We start from the raw sequence: 21,838 nt of genomic DNA on the forward strand, positions 1-21,838 counted from the left end.
CAATTGAGTTCTGTGCCTAACATTGCCCTATGAATTTAAAATCTATTTCATGAACCAGCCAGACTTAGGGAATTACATTTCCAACCTTAGAAAAGAGCAAGGTCTTACTCAGGAAGAACTTGTAGAAAAATGCAATATTAATGTGAGAACCATCCAGCGTATAGAGGCTGGTGAAGTAACACCTCGATCCTATACCGTTAAAAATATTTTAGAAGCTCTAGGAACCTCATTTGATGAAGTGTTTAAGGTAGATCAAGAGAAGAAAAAAGTTTCCCATAGATTAGAGAAGAGTAAAACGTTTTTGATTTATGCGATGATTGCTGGAATCATTTATTTCATAGCCAGTACTTTTGAGGTAATTGCAGATACCACATATTCCGCAGATGGAGGAAAAATATTTACCAACCCTATTTACATCTCTTTCAAGTTAACTTCGTTAATAGCGAGTTCCATTTTTATGTATGGCGTTTTTATGATAGGTAAGGCATATGATAGTGCGATGATTAAGATTACGGCGCTCTGTTTTATAATCGTTTGTTTGATAATAGGAACGGTAGACGGGTTTATCTATGTGCATGAATTCCATAGTCATATGGGATATCATATCTCTAGGATTGTGATTTTTGGTTTGCTGTATTCCTTTTTAGGTGCTGGTTTCTTTTTAAAAAGAAATGAGTTAGGGAATTTAGGGAAATGGGCAGGAATTACTGGTCTGATAGGCGGAATATGTCTTGTTACCATTATACTGGTAGTGCCTGGAGTGATATCTTATGCAGCCTTTGAGATTTTATTAATCATTCTCTTTTATCAACAATGGAGTCAGATTAATGCTAGAGAACATTAGTATTTTAGGATTAGTAAAAAAAATGCCCTTAAATATTTTAAGGGCATTTATATTATATAAAACTTTTAAGTTTATTCAGCCTTATCTGTAGGGCCTTCTTTTTGAAGTTGCAATTGATTATCAAACTGTAAGGTTCTTATAGGGAACGGTATATTGATTCCTTCTTGATCAAATGCTTTTTTAAGACCTATCACGGCATCACTAAGTGCGATGTGTTTTTCTTTGGCTTTTTTTGCATTGACCCAAAAACGCAACATGAAATTAATACTACTATCACCAAACTCGTTATAATAGAATTCAACCTCTTCATTACCTTGTTGCTTGAACATTCCGTCAATAGTTTTCACAGCTAGACTTTTCACAGCCTCAAGGTCGCTTTCATATCCCACACCACAGTTTAGTGTAATTCTCATGCGAGGTGTAAGTGTCCAGTTTTTTAACGGATTATCGATGATGGTTTTATTAGGGATAATCACCATGTTATTATCTGCTTGTTTCATTATGAATTTATCCAATTGGATTTCCATAACTTCTCCAGAGTAGTCTGTTGTTTCTACCCAATCGCCCACTTTAACTTGTTTACGGAATGATAGTACAATACCACTTATTATATTAGATAAAGAACCTTGCAAGGCAAGACCTATTACTAAACCAGAAATACCAGCACCAGCAATTATACCTTGAACCGCATTATTAAGGTTCAAAACACTCATGGCGATGAAAATACCACCCAGCACCACAATTATGGCAATTGCCTTACCTGCTAGTCGTTTAACACTTGCTTGAGTTTTATTACCCATCAATTTGCGCACGCCTTTATCTACATATTTTGAGATAAAATATGCGGCAATAAGCACTATAATTGCAATTCCCAGATTAGGAAGTAATGTGATGAATGAATTATACCAGCCAGCTAATTGTTCCCATATTAGGACACCGCTATCTTTTAATTCTGGTAATTCTTCTGCTTTCTTAGCAGCTTGGTCAGCTTGTTGTAAAAAATTCATAGAATCAAATTTAATAATCTGATTGTGATATCGTGTTGTATTTAACAAGCTTTAACTAATATGCTTTATAATTGTGGCTTTTTTTGTATTTAAAATATGTTTTGTTAACATTTACAGCAGTGCTTAGCGTTGTTTAGTTCAAATTGTAAAAACATAACGTACCTTTAATAATGGAAAATGCATCTATTTTATTTTAAACAAGGTGATTTTAATCACGCTTCCGCGAAAGCGAAACTTAATAAATCAACATATGAAAAAGAGATTATTTGTTATAAGCTGTATAGTAATCATGCTTGCAATTACATCTTGCAAATATTTTGCAAATGAAACCATAGAGTCCTTTGAAGCTATAGAGTCTAGCGTTACAGCATCTAATAAAGAGCAAACTATTGAAATTGAATCTTTAATGGAAACAATTAAAGATAGTGCGATGGCAAATCCAGCGGTATATGCTAGTGCGTTTAATCACAGTAATGAGTTTCATAATAAAACATCGCTATTACTTACAGAGTTACAACACGCTCGCGAGCTCATAAATGAAAAAGTAGGTGAAACAGGTGATTATGAAAAATGGGACACCTCTACTGATGCTATTTTTTTTAACGGTGATGAATACTCTCAAGTTGGAACTCGATTTGTGCAAGCCATAAAGAATTACAATATAACGTCAAGTGATCAACTATTCTTCTTTCCCGAGGCAGAAAAACTAGCCCAGAAATCTTTTAAAATAGATGATGTTTTAAATAGAGATGGAGATACCGTAGACTGGTTGTCTTATAATTTTAAAGGTTTCCCGGCTATTGCTTCAAAGACTAAAATTGCACAATTAGAAAATGAGGTTAAAAAAGTTGAAACTACCTTTTTAAAAGCCTTAATTGAAAAGCCACAATTTTAAAACGGCTACCTTTGCAACATGGAAGAAAAAGTGGAGCAACCAGTAGAACACAAAGCAGGTTTTGTAAACATAGTAGGTAATCCTAATGTAGGGAAATCTACCTTAATGAATGCGCTTGTAGGTGAGCGTTTATCTATTATTACCTCAAAGGCGCAAACGACACGTCACCGTATTCTAGGAATTGTAAATGGAGAAGATTTTCAAGCGGTTATAAGTGACACACCTGGTATTATCAAACCTGCATACAAGCTTCAAGAAAGCATGATGGAATTTGTGAAAAATGCCTTTGAAGATGCAGACTGTATTCTATATATGGTAGAGCTAGGTGAGAAAGAACTCAAGAATGAAGCTTTTGAAAAAAGATTAACCTTTGCTGAGGTGCCTGTAATTGTCCTTATCAATAAAATCGATCAAGGTCAACCTCACCAGCTGGAAGAAGCCGTAGCACACTGGAAAGAAAGATTGCCAGGTGCAGAGATCTTTGCAATTAGCGCACTAGAGAATTTTGGTGTGCCACAACTGCTACAACGTATTGTTGAAATACTTCCAGTTTCACCAGCATTCTATCCTAAAGATACACTTACTGATAAGCCAGAACGTTTCTTTGTGAATGAGAGCATCCGCGAGAAAATCTTAATCCATTACAAAAAAGAAATTCCTTATTCTGTGGAGATTGATACAGAGGAATTCTTTGAAGATGAAGATATCATAAGAATCCGCTCGGTGATTATGGTAGAACGTGAAACCCAAAAAGGGATTATAATAGGTCACAAAGGAAGTGCTATTAAACGAGTAGGAACTGAGGCACGTAAGGATTTGCAAAAATTCTTTGGTAAGCAAGTTCACATCGAGCTTTACGTAAAAGTGAATAAAAATTGGCGTAGTAGTGAACAGCAGTTAAAACGTTTTGGGTATAAAGGAGTGAATAAATAGTAGACAGTATTTAAGTCCATAGTAAGCAGTCCTGTACATTTCTTGTGATGCTGCTTTATTATAGCATCTTTTGCGATTAGAAACAGCAATAGGCAATCAAATTTTCACGAAGTGAAAAGCAAATCGGCAATTTTGGTTTTTACCTAGCATTCGTGCCAACATCCATCCCAGCCTTCCTTCTGAAGGAAGGAGCTACATTAGAAGTATAAAAACGTTAATTAAAATTAAGTTTTCAGAAAATAAAAAGAGAATCTTTAATCGGCAATCAAATTTTCACTGTGTGAAAAGCAAATCGGCAATTTTTGAATTTGTGATTTTAATCAACTGTAAGTGAATCGCTTTAAGGTCTTTTATTCAACGGTATAGTGGCAACCAGGTTTTCTACGCTTGCCGTTTTAGTGCCGCCAGCTTTCTCGATGGTGATGTTTAAATCACTAGCGTTTTTGAGAAGCTCTGCGCTTATGGTTTTAGGCTTTAAATCATTTATGATAGCTAGAGATTTCATTTCGCCATTCACATCTGCCCATAATTGGTAATCTTGAGAATCTTTTAAATCTGGTAAAGCTGCAATTTCTATTTGAGCCATTCCAGCTGGTTGATTGTAATAAGCGATGACTCTTAATGGTTCTTCATTAATAAAACCTCGCATGAGATATTTATCAGTGTCTGCAGACTCTATGAAAGCTAGTCGCATTTCTAGAATGCGTTTTTGAGAATCATTGAGCTCATAATCCTTTTCTAGTTTTTCATATTCAAACGTGCTTTCTACAATTTCCTCTTTTAAAGCACTATTCTGATTATATAAATAGCCTAAACCAGCAAGAGCAACGAGAGCAACAATAGCAGCAGCCACACTTAACCAGTTAGGTTCATTCACCTTAGTAGGTAATGAGCTAGGTGCTAGTTCTTGTAATACACGTTCTTTAAGGCTGTTTGGTAATGGCTCGGCATTCATGGTAGCATATAAGCGTAATTCTTCTTCTAGCTCTTGAAAAGCTGTTTTAATCTCTGGATATCTTGATATCATGTATTCCACAGCCAGAGTATCTTTCTCATTAGTAGCACCTATAACATATTGATCCAGTAATCCAGATTCTAAAAAGTCCTTTATATTTTTTTCTTCGTTTCTCATGATGTGATCAGGCTCCATATAATTAAAATGATTCCTTTATTGATATTTCTTAATTCTTTTAAAGCACTGCGCACTCTAGTCTTAAAAGTGCCTAGAGGCATTTTCAAATAGTCTGCAGCCTCCATATGTGTCATTCCTTTATAAAATACAGCATCTAGAACTACTTGATATTTAGAATCCAGCTTGCCTAATTGATTTTTAACTTCATCTCTATCTTCTTGATTTATAGAGTCCTCTATAGGGTATACGTCCCAATCTTGCAATTGGATTTCTTTGAGCTGTTTTTTTTGCACTTTTCTTAGATAATCAATCGCTGTGTTGCGAGTAATTCCATAACACCAAGTGAAAAATTTAGATTTCTCTGATTGATACGTATTTGCTTTTTTCCATATTTTAAGTAATGCGTCCTGTAGTATGTCACTAGACGCATCTTTATCGCGAGTTAATTTTAGGGCACAACCATATAATGCTGGTCCATAGTGGTCATAGAGTAAACTCATACCACGCTGGTCACCTTGCTGTAATAATTCTATAATATGTTGTTCTAATATAGGTGTCAATTCTTTTTTAACATTTATTTAAGATTCGTCATAAATCCAATTCTCATTTGCCAGCGTATAAGCTATAGTTGCGAGTAACACTTTGGTGATTTAAAAGTACGACATTGAAAATTGAACAAAAATTGCATCAGTATCGCATTTTAGAATTATAAATAGTGTGATTGCACAAATGGATCATTAGATTATTGTTAAGTCTGTTATGCGTGACAGTTGTAGAACGAGTATCGGTATGATTCTGTAAGTAAATATAGTAGTAGTAAAGTTTAATTTTCCCTAGAATTACTCTTTGAACCTCTTTTAATCATTATGATTAGGAGAGGTTTTTTTTTATACGCTTTCGCGAAAGCGTGTCCTTAATAATCGCGGTTTCCAGTCACAGTCGCAGTGCTATTAAATATCTAATCCTGATTTAAGTATATTGATTAGTGAAATTTTAAGCGTTGAACTATAAAATTTAAACTTTTTTTATGTTTCAGACAACCTTTTAAAAAAGTACTCGTCTATGTAAGTAGAAAGGCTGTAAATTGTGAAAGTGATACAACTATATACAAACGAAAAAAAGCTTATTGAAAAAGCTGCGACTGGCGATAGAAAAGCGCAGAAGCATCTTTATGATAAGCACTCGGCTAGAATGTTGAGCGTGTGTAGACAGTATATATCACCAGTAGAAACTGCAGAGGAGTTAATGCTCAATGGTTTTTTTAAGGTTTTTACAAAACTGGATAGTTTTTCACATGAAGGAAGTTTTGAAGGTTGGGTGCGTCGCATTATGGTAAGAGAATGTATCGATTTCCTGCGCAAGAAAGATCCATTTAAATATTCATCCAGTATCGATGAAGAAAAAGAACCAGCTCAAATTGAGGATGAGGAAGAAGACCTTATAGATGTCAATTTAATACAGCAATTAATAGATGAATTGCCAGCAGGTTACAAAGCTGTATTCATAATGTATGTAGTAGACGGATTTAAACATGCAGAGATTGCACAGGCACTCAACATAAGTGAAAATACTTCTAAGACACAATACCGCAAAGCCCGATTGCTATTACAAGAAAAACTAAAAACGACAAGAAAGCATAGTTATGAAGCTTAAAAATATAAAAGAAACTTTTGATAATCGTGAGATCAAGCCTAGTGCTAGCTCTTGGGACGCGCTTTCTTCTAGACTTGATCAAGAAGAGAAGAAAAGCAAGAAACCAGTGGTGATTTATTGGTTAGGTGCAATTGCTGCTGTGCTAATCGCTGCGGTTTTATTATATCCATCTTTAAGTGATGATTTAAATATTAACGATGAGAGTACTCATCAAATAGTTATTACTGAAGACGCTGTTAAAGAAGAATCGGGTAAACTCAATCCAGAAGTTATTGAAAATGAATTAGTAAATGAGCAAGTCACAGAAGTTGTCTCTATCGCAAATACTGCTGTTAAAAAAGAACTTGAAGTTAAAGTTCAATCAAAAAATAAGTCATCTGTTAAGGGTACAAAAAAATCTAAACCTTCAAGTATATCTAGTCCACAAGAAGTTGAAATCGCTCAGGTTCCTTTATCGGGTAACAAAGAGTTATTAATTGATAGTCAAGAAGAAACGACAATCGCTCATATGGAGACTAATGTAATCGTAGAAAAAACGCTTACGGCAGAGGAAGAAATGGAGTTATTGCTGAACGAGGCACTTCAAAAAACTCAACCAACAGAAATAGCTGCGAAATCCATTGATCCCAATAAATTATTAAGAGAAGCAGAATGGGATGTAGAATCAGACAGAAGAAGTCGCATTCAAAATAAGCTTCAAGACGGATGGGATTTTATCAAATCTGAGGCTGTGACCATGGTCGTTCCACATAAATAATCAAATATAAATCAATATTAAATACAGCTGTTTATTACAAACGGACAGCCATAATTATATCTAAAAATCAATTATCATGAAAATTAACCTACTTATCGCAAGCTTTTTTTTAAGCCTTTTAATAGGGCAAATTGCTCAAGCACAAAATGAAATTTCACAAGATTCTGTATCTATAAATGCAAGACTCGCAGAGTTAGAAAATAAAAAGACTCGTGACATCAAATCAGTAAAAAGAAATTTGAAGTATACTATTAAAGTGATTAATAATCAACTTAAAAATAACGAGATCACACAAGAAAAAGCTGATGAGCTTAAAGAAGCTGCTGCTGCAAAAGCTGCCCTAGATATTAAGTATTTCACTCAAAATGCTGACTTAGAAGCAGATTATATCAGAAAACATAAAAAGTTTTCTGATGAAGGAAATGTTCTATTAATATTAAATAATAATAGTATAATAGGAGTTGAGACAGAAAAGCGTAAGTATAAAAAGGAATTAAGAACAAGTTCTGGACTTACACTTGGTTTTGGATATAATTTTATAAATGGAGATAATCTGGGAATAAATGATTTTAGTTATGCTAAAAACGGTTACTCTTCAATAGGATATCAATTTAAAACTAGACTAGATGATAAAAATCATTTTAGATTGATGTACGGTGTTGAGTTTCAAACGCAGCAAACAGAGCTTAATGGGAATCGAGTTTTTACTCAAGGCGATAATACTCAAACCATAGACATAGGATTTGATGTAAAGTATGCCGTGTTCCGACAAAATCAATTAGTATTTCCTCTACACTTAGAAATAGGTGGTAGTGATCGCAAAGATTTTGAAGATGGAAGAGTAAGGTATCAAGAATATAATAAATGGAAGTTTGGTATCGGTGGATTTGTAGGTTTCAACATGGATTCACGCACTAAACTTAAGTATGAATTAGATGGTCGTACCGTTAAGGATATTACAGTAAATAATTTTGATAATAATGTTTTCTTGTATGGATTAGATGCTTATGTAGGATACGATAATGTGGTTTTATTTGGTCGTATGAATTTAAATAATGTATTTAAAAGCAACGCGATAGATGGACAGTATGTTTCATTAGGTATAAGATTACAGAACTAAAGAACTAGGTTTGAATTAGCCTTCAGTCACCTATTTGATGAAAGAAAAACTCTTGAGAAACAAGAGTTTTTCTTTGGTTAAAAATCAGTTAAAGACAACTTTGGATACACGATTGAAGATTAATTTTAATTAAATCAAAAAAAAAATAATTATGAAAAAGAAACTACTCTTTGCAATCGCTATGGTTGCGGTATTTAATTTGGGGCATGCACAAGATGAAAAAGAACTTGATGAAGCTCCATACGATTTTCTAGATGCATTTGATGATTCTAGAAGAGATCAAGAAATGGTGATGACAAATACTAAATTCATTGTCGGCTTTGGCTTTAATCAAGCGCTTGGAGATGGAAACGGAATAGGTGATGACTACCGTTTCTGGGGTTCTGGAGTGTTTGATTTAGGTCTAGAGTTTTCTACAAGACTTAAAAAAGAAGATGATTGTTTAAGATTCAACTATGGATTAACCATGCGTGTGCAAAGTTTGAGAATAAATGATAATAAGGTGTTCTCTACATTCAATAATGTGACAGATCTTCAAGATGCTGGATTTGACATAGATCGTTCTCGATTTACTCAAGTGAGTATTCTAGCTCCATTACACCTTGAATTTGGGAGTCGTGAATTGAAGAATTATGAAGATGGAATTAAACGTTACGGTGGTGATAAACCTTTTGTAGTAGGAGTAGGTGGCTATGTAGGACTTGTTTCTACATCTTCTCAAGAGGTTAAATATGAAAGAGAAGGAAGAGATGTGACCTCAACACTTACAAATGATTTTGAAGTTAATAATTTTCAATACGGATTAAGTGCATACGCTGGATGGAATGACATGCAGTTGTTTGCCACCTATGGGCTTAATGATATTTTTAAAAACTCGCCAGTGCAACAACAGTATGTTACCTTAGGAATAAGATTTAGATAAAATAATTGATGTAAATAATTATAAGCTCTTATGTAAATAAGGGCTTTTTTTATAGGTTTTTGTGGGGTAATAAGTTCTGGTAATTCCGCTTTCGCGAAAGCGAAATAAAACAAAGCTCAATCATTTCAAATCCTTATTTTTACAGACTACTTAATTTTAATTGTAACCATTGATTTCACGTACCACAGTTGACAACGTTTTTGAAACCGCTCGAGTAGAAGAGGTGATAGGCGATTTTGTGCAATTGAAAAAATCAGGTTCAAATTTTAAAGGACTCAGTCCATTCTCAGATGAGCGATCGCCTAGTTTTATGGTGTCTCCTGTGAAGCAAATCTGGAAAGACTTTAGTTCTGGAAAAGGTGGAAATGCCGTTACATTCTTAATGGAACACGAGCATTTTACGTTCCCTGAAGCGATTAAATGGCTTGCAAATAAGTACGGCATTGAGATTATAGAAACCCAACAAACTAACGAAGAAAAACAATCTCAGGACCTAAAAGAGTCTATGTTTCTCGTTTCTAAATTTGCTGCAGAGTGGTTTGAGTCACAGCTCAAAACTGAAATGGGTAAGGCGATAGGTTACAGCTATTTTAAAGAACGTGGCTTTACAGATGAGACCATTAAGTATTTCCAGCTAGGATATTCTCCAGACCAGTGGAGCGCATTTACAGATGCGGCAATTAAAGCAGGTTACCAGTTAGAGTTTCTAGATAAAACGGGACTCACTATAGTTAAAGAAGAAAAACAGTTTGACCGTTTTAAAGGTCGAGTGATGTTTCCTATACGTAGTCTTTCTGGTAGGGTTCTAGGCTTCGGTGGTAGGATTCTTACTAATGATAAGAAAGCCGCAAAGTATCTCAACTCACCGCAAAGTGATATCTATGATAAGTCTAAGGTGCTATATGGAATCTATGAGGCAAAACAATCCATTGCCAAAGAAGATTTATGTTACCTGGTTGAAGGATATACTGATGTGATTCAAATGCATCAAGCTGGTGTCAAGAATGTTGTTTCCAGTTCTGGAACAGCACTTACTAAAGAGCAAATACGATTAATACAAAGGCTTACTAAAAACATTACAGTACTCTATGACGGTGATGCTGCTGGTATGCGTGCCGCTATACGTGGAATAGATCTTATTCTGGAAGCTGGAATGAATGTGCGCATTTGCACCTTTCCTGAAGGTGAAGATCCAGACAGTTATGCCAAAGCGCATACACAAACTGAAATAGAGGCCTTTTTAAAATCAAATTCGGTTGATTTTATAAGTTTCAAATCTAATTTATTAAAAGAAGAAGCTGCTGGCGATCCTATTAAAAAGGCAGAGATGATCCGCGATATAGTACAGAGCATTGCAAAGGTGCCTGACGATATCTCAAGAGAAATCTATGTAAGAGAAAGTGCTTCCATTCTTGATATAGGTGAAGATGTACTGTTCTCATCACTTGCACAAACGCGCAACGCAGGAATCAATGAGCAGCGTAAAAAGGAACGTAGAGATCAACAGGCTCAAGGCTTAAAGAAAGTAGAAAATAAAGAACCAGAACTTAAAGTAGATAGACGATCTGTTCTAGAGCATAGTATTATTAAAATACTATTGTTGTATGGAGACAAAGTAGAAGATTTTCAAGAAGAATACCTGCAAGAGTCTGAAGATGGTGAGCTGGTTGCAGAGCCTAAGAAAGACACTTTGCCGGTTTATGAAAAGATATTTTTAGACCTTCAAAGTGATGAAATTGAGTTTTCAAATGAGGTGTTTAAAAGCTTGTATCCTAAGTTGATAGATCTATTGCTCATGGAAGGTAGAGTAGATTTAAATCAAGTCATGTCCACGCTTAATGAACACGAGGCGCAACTTGTTGCAGATCTCGTAATGCAAGAAGATAAATATGAACTCCACAAATGGGATGAGAAAATGATCTTTGTGAAGTTGAAACACGAGTCAGTCGCTTTACATACGATGACTACTATTCTCAATTTCCGTAGATTGATGATTGAGGATAAGATTAAATCCCTATCTGAAAGTATGTCACAAGATGTTATGGTAGATAATATGGAAATATTATCTACCATAAAGTCTTATGATAAGTTGAAAAATTATCTCGCTAAACGATTGAATCGCGTGATCTAAGAAGTAATTTGAAGAAGTCGCGACTGGTGTATTAAATCTGCGATATTATCTACATTCAATTTCTTAAGTAATCGAGTTTTATAAGTACTAACTGTTTTCTCGTTGATACTTAAAATTTGAGAGATCTCTTTATTCCTTTTTCCTCTAGATAGCAAATTAAGCACTTCTATTTCTCTGGCAGATAGCTTCTTATAACGTAATGTTACAGATGGCTTGCCATTTTTATTCTTAGTGTTCATTACTTCCCTGATATCATCAGATAAGAATGTTTCACCTTTCATAACTTCTAGAATGGCTCTTTTTACTTCTTTAGAAGATCGTGTTTTTGCGATGTATCCGTTTGCTCCAGCCTTGATAGCGCTGATTGCATAAATCTCTTCGGGATGACAACTTACGATTAGGACTTTTAGATCTGGGAATTGAGAGCGTATTTCTCTCACTGCGCCAGCTCCATTTGAGTTGGGTAAATCTATTTCTAGAATAAGTAAATCTGGTTTATGCTCCTTGATGCTTGATAAGAGCACCTCTCCATTTTCTACCTTTCCTGTGAAGCGTAAACGCTTACTATCCTTCATCAAAGTTTTTATTCCTCTACGGAACACTGGATGATGGTCTGCTAATAAAACGTTCATTTTTAAGGGGTATTTGTAGTTACAAATGTACAACGATTAATTATGCTTTACAATCCATAAATTTGTGAGTATTTCCTTGCTTATGAGCTGTTTATCTTACACTAACGCAGGTTTGTAGGAATAATACACACTGGAATTGGGTTCATTTTATGTTGATTCTTTCTATTGAAATCGTTATAAATGTTAAACACTTCGAGTTCTCTATCTGTAAAATCTTTTGAAGTTTTTCCAGCGTCATTTTGATGCATTGCCCATTCTAGCTCGTCATAACTTGCACCTATTTGGTCCTCATCAGTACGCTCAGCACCATAAAGTCCATCGCTAGGAGCTGCTTTCATAATGCTAGCTGGAACATTTACGTGTTCACCTATAGCATAAACTTCGCTTTTCATAAGGTCTGCAATAGGACTCACGTCTACGCCTCCATCACCATATTTAGTATAGAACCCTACGCCAAAATCTTCTACTTTATTTCCAGTCCCGGCAACTAGCAACCCATTCACTCCACCATGATAATACAGTGTCGTCATTCTTAGTCGAGCTCGAGTATTTCCTCTCGTTAATTCCACGAGTGCACTGTCAGCTGTAGCTGGCATAGCATTTATAAAAGTGTCAAAAACTGGAGTAAGATCACTGCGCACCTCACTCACATTAGGGAATCTCTTTTTCAATTGTGCAATATGCTCTTGTGCACGACTCACATGATCTTGATGCTGGTGGATAGGCATTTCTACGCACAGTAATTCCAGTCCAGTCATCGCGCAAAGAGTTGAGGTCACAGCGCTGTCTATTCCGCCGCTTACACCTATAACGTATCCTTTAATTCCAGCATTATCGGCATAGTCTTTGAGCCATTTTACAATATGTTGAGTTACTTTATCTACTTTCATTCTCTTTATTTTGATTCAGATTAGCCGTATTTTTACAGCCTTAAAATTAATTAAAAAAAGTGTCGTTATAGGTCTATGAAGTATAAGATTCACAGAGGTTTGATTTATCTCGCTTTCGCGAAAGCGTTATTACTCACAACATCCTGCAACGACAGCTCTCAAGTAGCTCAAGAAATAGCGGCAATACCTGTTCAAACAGAAATGAAATTGTTTCATGAAGAGTTTGCAGCAGCAACACCAGCTGATTTACAAGGTCTGAAAGAAAATTATCCCATGTTATTTCCACAACAATTCCCAGACAGCGTGTGGATTGCAAAAATCACGGGAACAGACACCATACAAAACATATTAGAAAACGCAGTGCGCGATCGCAAATTTGATTATGAAGAAATTCATACTCAAGTGAATGATGTCATGCGTCATGTGGAGTATTATTTTCCAGAATTTGAGTTCACAGATATTGTTACAGTTCTGTCTCAGGTAGATTATAGACGTAAAGTGACGCCTACAAATGATCAGCTTTTAATAGCAATAGATACTTATCTAGGAGAAGAGAATGAACTATATGATGGGATAAGTGATTATAGGAGAAAACATCTCAACGTTGAAAATCTCCCTGCAGACGTTGCTCTGGCTTATGCGCATTTATTTGTCGAGCCGTCCGTGGATCGTTCTTTTATAGGTAGTATGGTCTATTTTGGTAAATTACATTATCTACAAGAGCTCTTTGTACCAGTTGCAACTGGAGCAGAACGCTTTTCATATACAAATGCTGAATATGATTTTACTGTGGCAAACGAGTCTCAAATGTGGCGTGTTTTTGTAGATGAAAGTTTACTTTATAGTACTAATCCTAAGTTACAATCACGTTTCATATTACCAGCGCCTTTTTCAAAATTCTATCTAGAGGTAGATCAAGAAACGCCTGGTGGAGTAGGTAAATATATAGGATATCGCATCGTTAAGGCATACATGGAAAATAATGATAAAGATCTCGACACGATGTTATCACTTCCTGCCGATGTTATTTTTAATAAATCAGGTTATAAACCAAAACAGTAATGGCACAAACACATAGGTCAGAAATTAAAATAGGAATTGAACTTGATGAAAATCGTGTTCCAGAACAAATTAGATGGAGCGCACCAGATGGTGGCGTTACAAGTGCTGAGGCTAAAGCTATGATGGTATCCATGTGGGATTCTGTAGAAAAAGAAAGTTTCCGTATTGATTTATGGACTAAGGACATGCCGGTAGATGAAATGAGAGTATTCTTCCATCAAACTCTAGTCTCCATGGCAGACTCTTATCATCGCGCTACAAATGACGACAAGATGAGAGATACTATGCTTGATTTTTGCGAGTACTTTGCAGAGAAACTGGACTTGAAGAAGAAGTAATTTAGTTTACACTCTTAGTCTTAGTCTTAGTTTGCAGTTTTCAGTAGTTAATTGTGGTGAATATGGTAGAATTAAATCTGTTCTCGACCTGCCTTTGCCGCCAGGCAGGCTGCGCTCGAACTGACATTTTGTTTTTTAACTTAATACTTAATACTTAATACCTAATTTGGAACCTTTCTTCGACCATAAACAATTAATAGAACTGGCTTGGTATAAAATGCCGTTTGGTCAGCACAAAGGTCGTTTCTTAAGTGAGTTACCAGAGCCTTACTATGTCTGGTTTAGAAGAAAAGGATTTCCAGATGGTAAACTAGGTCGTTATATGACCACCGTTTATGATATGAAAGTCAACGGCATCGAGGATATTTTAAGAGAAATAAGACGTAAAACCGTTAATGACAGACCGGTTTTTTAGTGCTTGTGCATTCTGATACAGCTCAATTATTATAGCATTTTATGATTAGATCTAATAACACAATTTCTCAATCAAATAATTTATTTAAAATATCTTGAGGGCGAATTTCTATTTTTGCTAACAGCTAACAGCTAATAACTACTCCATATTATCATTAATGGAACCTATATAGTTCAATAATTCCTCTTGTCCTTCACCATTTGTAGAACTGGTAATGAAGTATGGAGGCACTTCTGCCCAAACGCCATCTAGTAATTTTTGTTTGTATTTTTCTACGTTGCGTGATAGTGCGTTGGGTTTTAACTTGTCTGCCTTAGTAAATACAATCCCAAAAGGAATATCATTCTCACCTAACCATTCCATGAATTCTGTATCAATGGGTTGTGGATCATGACGCACATCTACCAGTACAAATGCACAAATAAGTTGCTCACGCTGTTGAAAATAATTAGTAATGAATTTCTGGAACTTTGCTTTACTCGTCTTAGAAACTCGAGCATAACCATAACCAGGTAAATCCACGAGATGCCAACTCTTATTAATCAAGAAATGATTAATGAGCTGTGTTTTTCCTGGTCTTCCAGATGTTTTGGCAAGACTCTTTTTATTAACGAGCATGTTAATTAATGAAGACTTACCTACGTTAGATCGACCTATAAAAGCATATTCTGGTAGCTTACTATCTGGACATCTTTTAACGTCTTGATTTGAAATGACAAATTCTGAACTGGTTATTTTCATGCTGCAAAGATAAGTTAGTCATCCCTTTTAAAGCCATAACAAGACTTAATAGGTTTAAAAGATTGATAGATAAAAGAATGATTAAGGAATAGTCATGAGCTGTGATTCAAAGTTTTATACTTCAAATATCAAGCTATAATATCATAAGGTAATTATAATTGAAAACTCTGACTGAGAGCTGTATTAAAGCTCACGCTTTTCAAGCCAAGCGTCTAGAATTTCATTGAACTCATCTGGATGTTCCATCATGGCAGCATGGCCACATTTATCAATCCAGTATAAATCACTGTTAGGTAATTTCTCATCAAATTCAATAGCAACATCTGGTGGTGTAACGCCATCTTGCTTTCCCCAAATGATACATACAGGCGTGTTCATTTTAGGAAGGTCTTTGGCCATATTGTGACGTATCGCACTTTTTGCGATAGCAAGAGTTTTGATCAACTTATTACGGTCATTTACCACGCCAAAAACTTCATCAACAATCTCCTTAGTCGCTACTGATGGATCATAGAAAACACCTTCAGCTTTTTTCTTAATGTACTCATAGTCACCTCGTTTAGGGTAGCTTTCTCCCATAGCGCTTTCATATAGACCAGAGCTTCCGGTAATGATAAGTGCTTTAATTTTTTCTGGAAATAGCTTTGTGGTAACTAGACCTATATGACCGCCTAAAGAGTTACCCAGGAGAATAACTTCATCCCAACCCATGTGGTCTATAAATTTATTGATATGCTTTGCAAATGTGCCTACACTTGTTTTCAGTAAAGGCATGCTGTAAAGCGGTAGAGTAGGAACAACAACTTGATAACCTTTTGCAGGAAAATAGTCGATAACACCTTGAAAATTACTCAATCCACCCATTAAACCATGTAAGATGATTATAGGTGTTCCTTCACCTGTGGTAAAGTATTCAAATTTTCCTTCGGTAATCAGCTCTTGCGTCATATACTGTATTTAGCACAGTAAGCAAATATAGCTTATTTGATGATATAATGCATGCATTGTAATTGTGCGTGTAGGATTTTTTTAAGACTTCCTACTTTGTGAAACATGAGTGGTTTTTTGGGTTCCGCTTTCGCGAAAGCGAGACTAAAACAACATTCTCTTCCCACTGTTCATTAAGTTTTAAATTGTTCATAAGTGCCATAGTTATTCAGAATACAGGGCATTTATTAACAATGTGGTAAAAAGTGGTAAATTGTGGAGTAATAATTTTATATTTGAATTCATAACTCATTAAGCTTGATCAATTTCATAGGAACATACGAGTGTAAAATCGATGCAAAAGGGCGTTTTATGATGCCTGTTTCATTGAAAAAACAGCTAGCACCAGTCTTACAAGAAGGCTTTGTGCTCAAGCGCTCTGTATTCCAGCCTTGCTTAGAGTTGTATCCCATGAAAGAGTGGAATGAGATGATGGCGCGCATGAATAAGCTCAATCGTTTTAAAAAGAAAAACAACGACTTCATACGTCGTTTTACTGCTGGTGTAAAAACTGTAGAAATAGATGCAAACGGTAGATTACTAATCCCAAAAGACTTAGTTCAGATCGCTAGCATTACTAAAAATCTCACCGTATCGAGTGCGATTAATATTATAGAAATATGGGATAAGGAAAGCTATGAGCAGGCTATTGATGAGGCTGCCGTGGATTTTGCTGATCTCGCAGAAGAAGTAATGGGAGATGACACAACCGACCTCATATCATAAACCAGTTCTACTGGAAGAGTCTGTAGATGGACTCGCTATCAACCCATCAGGTACTTATGTAGATGTTACCTATGGTGGTGGTGGTCACTCGCGTGAAATTCTTTCTAGACTTGATGAGAATGGAAGATTGTTTGCCTTTGATCAAGATCTAGACGCGTTAGAAAACGAGATCGACGATCCTCGATTTACTTTAATTAATCAAAATTTCAGATTCATGAAGCGTTTTTTACGCATGTATGGTGTGAAAGAGGTGGATGGAATTCTTGCAGATCTAGGTGTAAGTTCTCACCAGTTTGATGAGGCTGAGCGTGGTTTTTCTACTCGATTTGATGCAAAACTTGATATGCGCATGAATCAAGAAGGTGATCTCGATGCGATTAAAGTTGTAAATGATTATGATGAAGATGAACTCAATCGCATTTTTAAAGAATATGGAGAATTGCGTATCGCGCCCAAGTTAACTCGTGCGATTTTACAAAAAAGGGAAGAAGGACTTATAGAAACGGTTGCTCAATTGAAAGAGATATGCGCACCATTTGTTCCAGAACGTATCCAGCATAAAATACATGCTCAGGTTTTTCAAGCGATACGTATAGAAGTGAACCAAGAGATGGAAGTTCTTGAAGAGTTTTTAATTCAGTCCAAAGAACTTCTTAAGATAGGTGGTAGACTGAGTGTGATTTCTTATCACTCACTTGAGGATCGTCCTGTGAAGCGTTTCATGCGAGATGGAATGTTTGTAGGGCAACCAGAGAAAGACGTATTCGGTAGAGTAAGTGTGCCGTTTAAAAAAGCCGGAAAATTAATCGTTCCTAGTGCTGCACAGATAAAAGAGAATAACAGAGCGCGTAGTGCAAAACTGCGCATCGCAGAACGTATAGAGGATTAATATGGCGTCTAAAGTAATAGACATATTAAAAGGTACTTTCCTGACAAGTGATGACGCTTTTAAAAACTGGCGCTTTATCATTTTTGCGGTCGTGTTATCCATAGGAATGATATATACAGGTCATAGATTTGAGAAGAAAGTACATTATATAGGACAGCTGGCAGAGCATGAAAATGAATTGCGCAGTCAGTACATGGGTGGACAGAAAGAGCTGATGTTTTTACAAATGGAGTCAACTGTTGCCAATAAATTAAAGAGTAGAGGGATTGCTCCACCGCAAAATCCGCCACAAAAAATAATCATTAAATCCACTACACCAGATGGCAACAACTGAGAAAAGTATATTGAGTAGGGTTTATATAGTAGTCGGTCTTTTGTTACTGATTGCTTGTGGTATTATTTATAGCATTATAAATATTCAGTTTGTGGATGGTGAAAAATATCGTGCAAAGGCTGAGCAACGCATTTTTAAAAACGATACCATTCCCGCAAATCGTGGAAACTTATATGATGCAAATGGGCAATTGCTAGCGGCTTCTATTTCTAAATATGATATCCGTTTTGATGCAGTAGCGCCTAACGATAAAGATTTTACAGAGTTTATAAGTCCTCTATGTGAAGCGCTGGGGAAAAAATTCAATCGTCCTAAAGCTTATTATACTAAAAAACTACGTGCGGCAAGAAGCAATAGAAACCGTTATTTACTAATAGCTACTAATCTTGATTATGCAGATTATATAGCTGTAAAGTCTTTTCCATTATTTGAAAAAGGTCCTTATCGTGGTGGAATTATCGTGGAGCAACGCATGGTACGCGAGCATCCATTAGGTAAAATGGCAGAACGTATTGTAGGATACGATCGTCCAGGCAGCGCTCCAGTTGGATTAGAAGGAGCATTTGCGCCTTTTTTAAGAGGTAGTAATGGCGTGCGTCAAAAGCAAAAGATTTCTCAAAATCAATGGAAACCTATTAGTAGTGCAAACGAGATTGAGCCTAAAGATGGTTATGATGTGTACACCACGATTGATGTTAACATGCAGGATGTTGCTCATCACGCTTTGTTAGAACAGCTGGAGTATTTTGAAGCAGATCACGGAACGGCCGTAGTTATGGAAGTAGCGACAGGTGAGATTAAAGCATTGTCTAATCTAGGTCGTGGAAAAAGTGGTAAGTATTTTGAAAAGCGCAATTATGCTGTTTGGGAATCTCATGAACCAGGTTCCACCTTTAAACTGATGAGCGTGATTGCAGCACTTGAAGATAAAGTGGTAGACACCAGTACTGTTTTTGATACTAAAGGCGGGAAAATATCTTTCTACGGTCGTAACGTGAGAGATTCTAAATATGGTGGATATGGTAAAATAAGTGTTGCCAAAGCTTTTGAGGTTTCTTCCAATACTGCATTGGTGCAGATGATTCACGATAACTATAAAGATGACGCCAGTAAATACGTTGATAGATTATACAGTATGGGCTTGAATAAAAAGCTTGAATTGCCTATCGCTGGAGAAGGCGCACCTATGATTCCGCATCCTGATGATAAAAACTGGAGTGGACTTTCTTTACCGTGGATGGGATTTGGTTATGGAGTTCAATTAACACCTTTACAAACCTTGACTTTTTATAATGCGGTAGCAAATAATGGAGTGATGGTAAAACCACGCTTGATTAGAGAAGTACGTGCCAAGGATAAACTCTTAGAAAAATATGAGCGCAGTATTTTAAATCCATCGATTTGTTCTCAGGAAACCATAGATAAGGTAAAAGTGATGATGGAGAATGTGGTAAAACGTGGGACGGCAGATAATCTCTACTCTGAAAGCTTTTCTATGGCTGGTAAAACAGGTACTTGTCAGGCAGAATACTGGAAGAGCCCAGGTAATTATATAGCTTCTTTTGCAGGTTACTTTCCCGCTGATGAGCCAAAGTATAGTTGCATAGTTGTAATCCATAAGCCTAACGTTTCAAAAGGTTACTATGGAAATATAGTTGCAGGACCAGTTTTTAAAAAAATTGCTCAAAAAATATATGCAAATAATCCTATGCTCGATGAGGTTCCTATGCCGCAAACGGCTCCTCAAGAAGTAGTGAAATCGCAAGAAGCATTTTATGCTCAAGCACAATCCACCTCAAACAAGATTCCTAATTTAAAAGGAATGGACGCGATGGATGCCGTTACTTTATTAGAGAATCTAGGGGCACAAGTGATTTTAAAAGGAAAAGGAAAAGTAAAAGCTCAAAGTATCACTGCTGGAACTAGAGTGAAAACTAACGATAAAATCACATTAACCTTATCATGAAAAATTTAAAAGACTTATTGTATAAGGTCAGCCTTGAATTAGTGATAGGTTCAACTGATGTAGATGTAAATCAAGTACACTTTGATTCCAGAGCTATACAGTCTGGTGATGTGTTTATCGCTTTAAAAGGCACTGCAACAGATGGGCACCAGTTCATAGAGAAAGCTGTAGCATCTGGAGCTAGAGTGGTGATTCTTGAAGAATTACCAGATTATCAGTCAGAAGAGGTGACCTATGTACAAGTCGTAAATGCTCATGAAGCACTTGCACTTATCGCTGCAAATTTCTATGAAAATCCTTCTAAAGATTTAAAATTGATAGGAGTTACTGGTACAAACGGTAAAACGACAACCACTAGTTTGCTGTATCAATTATTCAAAAAACTAGGTTACAAAACCGGATTGATTTCTACCGTTGAAATATTAATAGATGGAAAAGTAATACCTACTAAACATACTACACCAGATCCCATTACTATAAATAACCACTTAGCTTCTATGAGAGATGCTGGAGTAGATTATTGTTTTATGGAAGTAAGTAGTCATGGAATAGATCAAGAACGAGTTACTGGATTGCATTTTAAAGGCGGAATTTTCACAAACCTTACTCACGATCATTTAGATTATCATAATTCATTTGCAGAGTACAGAGATGTAAAGAAAAGATTCTTTGATATGTTGCCGTCGCAGGCATTTGCACTTACTAATCGTGATGATAAGAATGGTGAGTTCATGCTGCAAAACACGCGTGCTCGTAAATTAGGTTACGCACTTAAAACATATACAGATTACAGAGCTCAAATCATAGAAAACCAATTTGGCGGTTTGCAGTTAAAGGTGAATAATCAGGAACTGTGGACTAAGATGATAGGTGAATTTAATGCTTATAACGTCCTCGCTATTTATGGTTGTGCGATGGAATTAGGGCTAGATTCATTGGAAGTGATGGAAGCTATTTCTCAATTAGATGGTGTTTCTGGAAGATTTCAATATTTCACAACAGCAGCACAGCGCATCACTGCAATAGTAGATTATGCTCATACACCAGATGCGTTGAAAAACGTACTGGAAACCATAAACGCAATTCGTACTCGTAATGAAAAATTAATTACTGTGGTAGGCTGTGGTGGTGATAGAGATAAAACCAAGAGACCTGTAATGGCAAACATCGCAGCGGCTCTTAGTGATCAAGTCATTTTTACCAGCGATAATCCACGTACTGAAAATCCAGACGCTATTCTAGAAGACATGGAAGCTGGAGTAGAGCCTATCGATTTTAAAAAGACACTCACTGTTACAGATCGTAAGAACGCGATTAAAACTGCCGTGCAAATGGCACAAGAAAATGACATCATCCTCATAGCAGGAAAAGGCCATGAGACCTATCAAGAAATTAACGGCGTGCGATCAGATTTTGATGATCGTAGGATTGTTGCTGATTTACTTAACCAACTTAATAAATAAC

Annotated in this window: 23 protein-coding genes; 16 read left to right on the top strand and 7 right to left on the bottom strand. The window is 36.1% G+C overall.

All coding sequences use genetic code 11. From position 1 onward, the window contains the following. The first annotated feature begins 49 nt into the window (after positions 1-49). Complete coding sequence (locus ACSHWW_RS09805) at positions 50-844, top strand: helix-turn-helix domain-containing protein (protein ID WP_435682272.1); 795 nt, start codon at positions 50-52, stop codon at positions 842-844. A gap of 71 nt (positions 845-915) precedes the next feature. Here the strand turns inward: ACSHWW_RS09805 and ACSHWW_RS09810 are convergent, their stop codons facing one another. Then, on the bottom strand, positions 916-1,851 hold the full coding sequence (locus ACSHWW_RS09810) for a mechanosensitive ion channel family protein (RefSeq protein WP_435682273.1): 936 nt from the start codon (positions 1,849-1,851) through the stop codon (positions 916-918). 250 nt (positions 1,852-2,101) lie between these two features. On the opposite strand from ACSHWW_RS09810, the gene ACSHWW_RS09815 reads away from it, so the two are divergent. Beyond that, positions 2,102-2,746 (top strand): hypothetical protein, encoded by a 645-nt coding sequence (locus ACSHWW_RS09815; RefSeq protein WP_435682274.1) that lies wholly within the window; start codon positions 2,102-2,104, stop codon positions 2,744-2,746. Positions 2,747-2,764: 18 nt separating this feature from the next. Continuing rightward, positions 2,765-3,679 carry a GTPase Era gene (gene era, locus ACSHWW_RS09820; protein ID WP_435682275.1) on the top strand — a complete coding sequence of 305 codons (915 nt, stop codon included), beginning with the start codon at positions 2,765-2,767 and terminating at the stop codon, positions 3,677-3,679. Between the two features lie 340 nt (positions 3,680-4,019). Here the strand turns inward: era and ACSHWW_RS09825 are convergent, their stop codons facing one another. Together ACSHWW_RS09825 and ACSHWW_RS09830 are read right to left on the bottom strand one after the other, a co-directional pair. Beyond that, on the bottom strand, positions 4,020-4,811 hold the full coding sequence (locus tag ACSHWW_RS09825) for an anti-sigma factor domain-containing protein (RefSeq protein WP_435682276.1): 792 nt from the start codon (positions 4,809-4,811) through the stop codon (positions 4,020-4,022). Further along, a complete protein-coding gene (locus ACSHWW_RS09830) occupies positions 4,808-5,371 on the bottom strand; it encodes an RNA polymerase sigma factor (RefSeq protein WP_435682277.1) in 564 nt (187 codons plus the stop codon). Before ACSHWW_RS09830 ends, ACSHWW_RS09825 begins: the two co-directional genes overlap by 4 nt. A gap of 532 nt (positions 5,372-5,903) precedes the next feature. Between ACSHWW_RS09830 and ACSHWW_RS09835 the strand changes: the two genes are divergently transcribed. The 5 genes from ACSHWW_RS09835 (at position 5,904) to dnaG (ending at position 11,394) form a co-directional block, all read left to right on the top strand. Further along, positions 5,904-6,464 (top strand): RNA polymerase sigma factor, encoded by a 561-nt coding sequence (locus tag ACSHWW_RS09835; protein WP_435682278.1) that lies wholly within the window; start codon positions 5,904-5,906, stop codon positions 6,462-6,464. After that, complete coding sequence (locus ACSHWW_RS09840; protein ID WP_435682279.1) at positions 6,454-7,221, top strand: hypothetical protein; 768 nt, start codon at positions 6,454-6,456, stop codon at positions 7,219-7,221. The genes ACSHWW_RS09835 and ACSHWW_RS09840 overlap by 11 nt, the downstream gene beginning before the upstream one ends. A gap of 76 nt (positions 7,222-7,297) precedes the next feature. Beyond that, positions 7,298-8,341, top strand: a complete 1,044-nt coding sequence (locus ACSHWW_RS09845) for a hypothetical protein (RefSeq protein ID WP_435682280.1) — start codon at positions 7,298-7,300, stop codon at positions 8,339-8,341. Between the two features lie 151 nt (positions 8,342-8,492). Beyond that, positions 8,493-9,263, top strand: a complete 771-nt coding sequence (locus ACSHWW_RS09850) for a hypothetical protein (protein ID WP_435682281.1) — start codon at positions 8,493-8,495, stop codon at positions 9,261-9,263. Between the two features lie 169 nt (positions 9,264-9,432). Beyond that, positions 9,433-11,394: a DNA primase gene (gene dnaG, locus ACSHWW_RS09855; RefSeq protein WP_435682282.1), complete on the top strand. Its 1,962-nt coding sequence runs from the start codon at positions 9,433-9,435 to the stop codon at positions 11,392-11,394. Here dnaG and ACSHWW_RS09860 read toward each other — a convergent pair. Together ACSHWW_RS09860 and nadE are read right to left on the bottom strand one after the other, a co-directional pair. Continuing rightward, complete coding sequence (locus ACSHWW_RS09860) at positions 11,391-12,026, bottom strand: response regulator (RefSeq protein WP_435682283.1); 636 nt, start codon at positions 12,024-12,026, stop codon at positions 11,391-11,393. The two genes, dnaG and ACSHWW_RS09860, sit on opposite strands and share 4 nt — an antisense overlap. 101 nt (positions 12,027-12,127) lie before the next feature. Further along, positions 12,128-12,916, bottom strand: a complete 789-nt coding sequence (gene nadE, locus ACSHWW_RS09865) for an NAD(+) synthase (RefSeq protein WP_435682284.1) — start codon at positions 12,914-12,916, stop codon at positions 12,128-12,130. 75 nt (positions 12,917-12,991) lie between these two features. Here nadE and ACSHWW_RS09870 point away from each other — a divergent pair, with 75 nt between their 5' ends. The 3 genes from ACSHWW_RS09870 (at position 12,992) to ACSHWW_RS09880 (ending at position 14,731) form a co-directional block, all read left to right on the top strand. After that, the gene (locus ACSHWW_RS09870) at positions 12,992-13,978 is read left to right on the top strand and encodes a gliding motility lipoprotein GldB (RefSeq protein ID WP_435682285.1); all 987 of its coding nucleotides are present in this window, start codon (positions 12,992-12,994) and stop codon (positions 13,976-13,978) included. Then, positions 13,978-14,316 (top strand): gliding motility protein GldC, encoded by a 339-nt coding sequence (gene gldC / locus ACSHWW_RS09875; RefSeq protein ID WP_435682286.1) that lies wholly within the window; start codon positions 13,978-13,980, stop codon positions 14,314-14,316. The genes ACSHWW_RS09870 and gldC overlap by 1 nt, the downstream gene beginning before the upstream one ends. Before the next feature lie 166 nt (positions 14,317-14,482). After that, positions 14,483-14,731: a DUF3820 family protein gene (locus ACSHWW_RS09880; protein WP_435682287.1), complete on the top strand. Its 249-nt coding sequence runs from the start codon at positions 14,483-14,485 to the stop codon at positions 14,729-14,731. 138 nt (positions 14,732-14,869) lie between these two features. Here ACSHWW_RS09880 and yihA read toward each other — a convergent pair whose 3' ends face one another. Both yihA and ACSHWW_RS09890 read right to left on the bottom strand, forming a co-directional pair. Next, entirely contained in the window at positions 14,870-15,472 is a 603-nt protein-coding gene (yihA, locus tag ACSHWW_RS09885; protein WP_435682288.1) for a ribosome biogenesis GTP-binding protein YihA/YsxC, read from the bottom strand. Between the two features lie 183 nt (positions 15,473-15,655). Continuing rightward, the gene (locus ACSHWW_RS09890) at positions 15,656-16,420 is read right to left on the bottom strand and encodes an alpha/beta fold hydrolase (RefSeq protein WP_435682289.1); all 765 of its coding nucleotides are present in this window, start codon (positions 16,418-16,420) and stop codon (positions 15,656-15,658) included. A gap of 297 nt (positions 16,421-16,717) precedes the next feature. Here ACSHWW_RS09890 and mraZ point away from each other — a divergent pair, with 297 nt between their 5' ends. From mraZ to ACSHWW_RS09915, 5 genes are read left to right on the top strand one after another with little or no spacing between them, the layout of a single operon-like run. Continuing rightward, complete coding sequence (mraZ, locus tag ACSHWW_RS09895) at positions 16,718-17,185, top strand: division/cell wall cluster transcriptional repressor MraZ (RefSeq protein WP_435682290.1); 468 nt, start codon at positions 16,718-16,720, stop codon at positions 17,183-17,185. Further along, the gene (gene rsmH, locus ACSHWW_RS09900) at positions 17,160-18,074 is read left to right on the top strand and encodes a 16S rRNA (cytosine(1402)-N(4))-methyltransferase RsmH (protein WP_435682291.1); all 915 of its coding nucleotides are present in this window, start codon (positions 17,160-17,162) and stop codon (positions 18,072-18,074) included. Before mraZ ends, rsmH begins: the two co-directional genes overlap by 26 nt. 1 nt (position 18,075) lies before the next feature. Next, complete coding sequence (locus tag ACSHWW_RS09905) at positions 18,076-18,408, top strand: FtsL-like putative cell division protein (protein ID WP_435682292.1); 333 nt, start codon at positions 18,076-18,078, stop codon at positions 18,406-18,408. Continuing rightward, on the top strand, positions 18,395-20,374 hold the full coding sequence (locus ACSHWW_RS09910; protein ID WP_435682293.1) for a penicillin-binding protein: 1,980 nt from the start codon (positions 18,395-18,397) through the stop codon (positions 20,372-20,374). The genes ACSHWW_RS09905 and ACSHWW_RS09910 overlap by 14 nt, the downstream gene beginning before the upstream one ends. After that, positions 20,371-21,837, top strand: coding sequence for a UDP-N-acetylmuramoyl-L-alanyl-D-glutamate--2,6-diaminopimelate ligase (locus ACSHWW_RS09915; RefSeq protein WP_435682294.1), 1,467 nt, complete (start codon positions 20,371-20,373; stop codon positions 21,835-21,837). The genes ACSHWW_RS09910 and ACSHWW_RS09915 overlap by 4 nt, the downstream gene beginning before the upstream one ends. Position 21,838 lies beyond the last annotated feature (1 nt).

Origin of the sequence: Nonlabens sp., from assembly GCF_051251825.1 — a bacterium.
Taxonomy (GTDB): domain Bacteria; phylum Bacteroidota; class Bacteroidia; order Flavobacteriales; family Flavobacteriaceae; genus Nonlabens.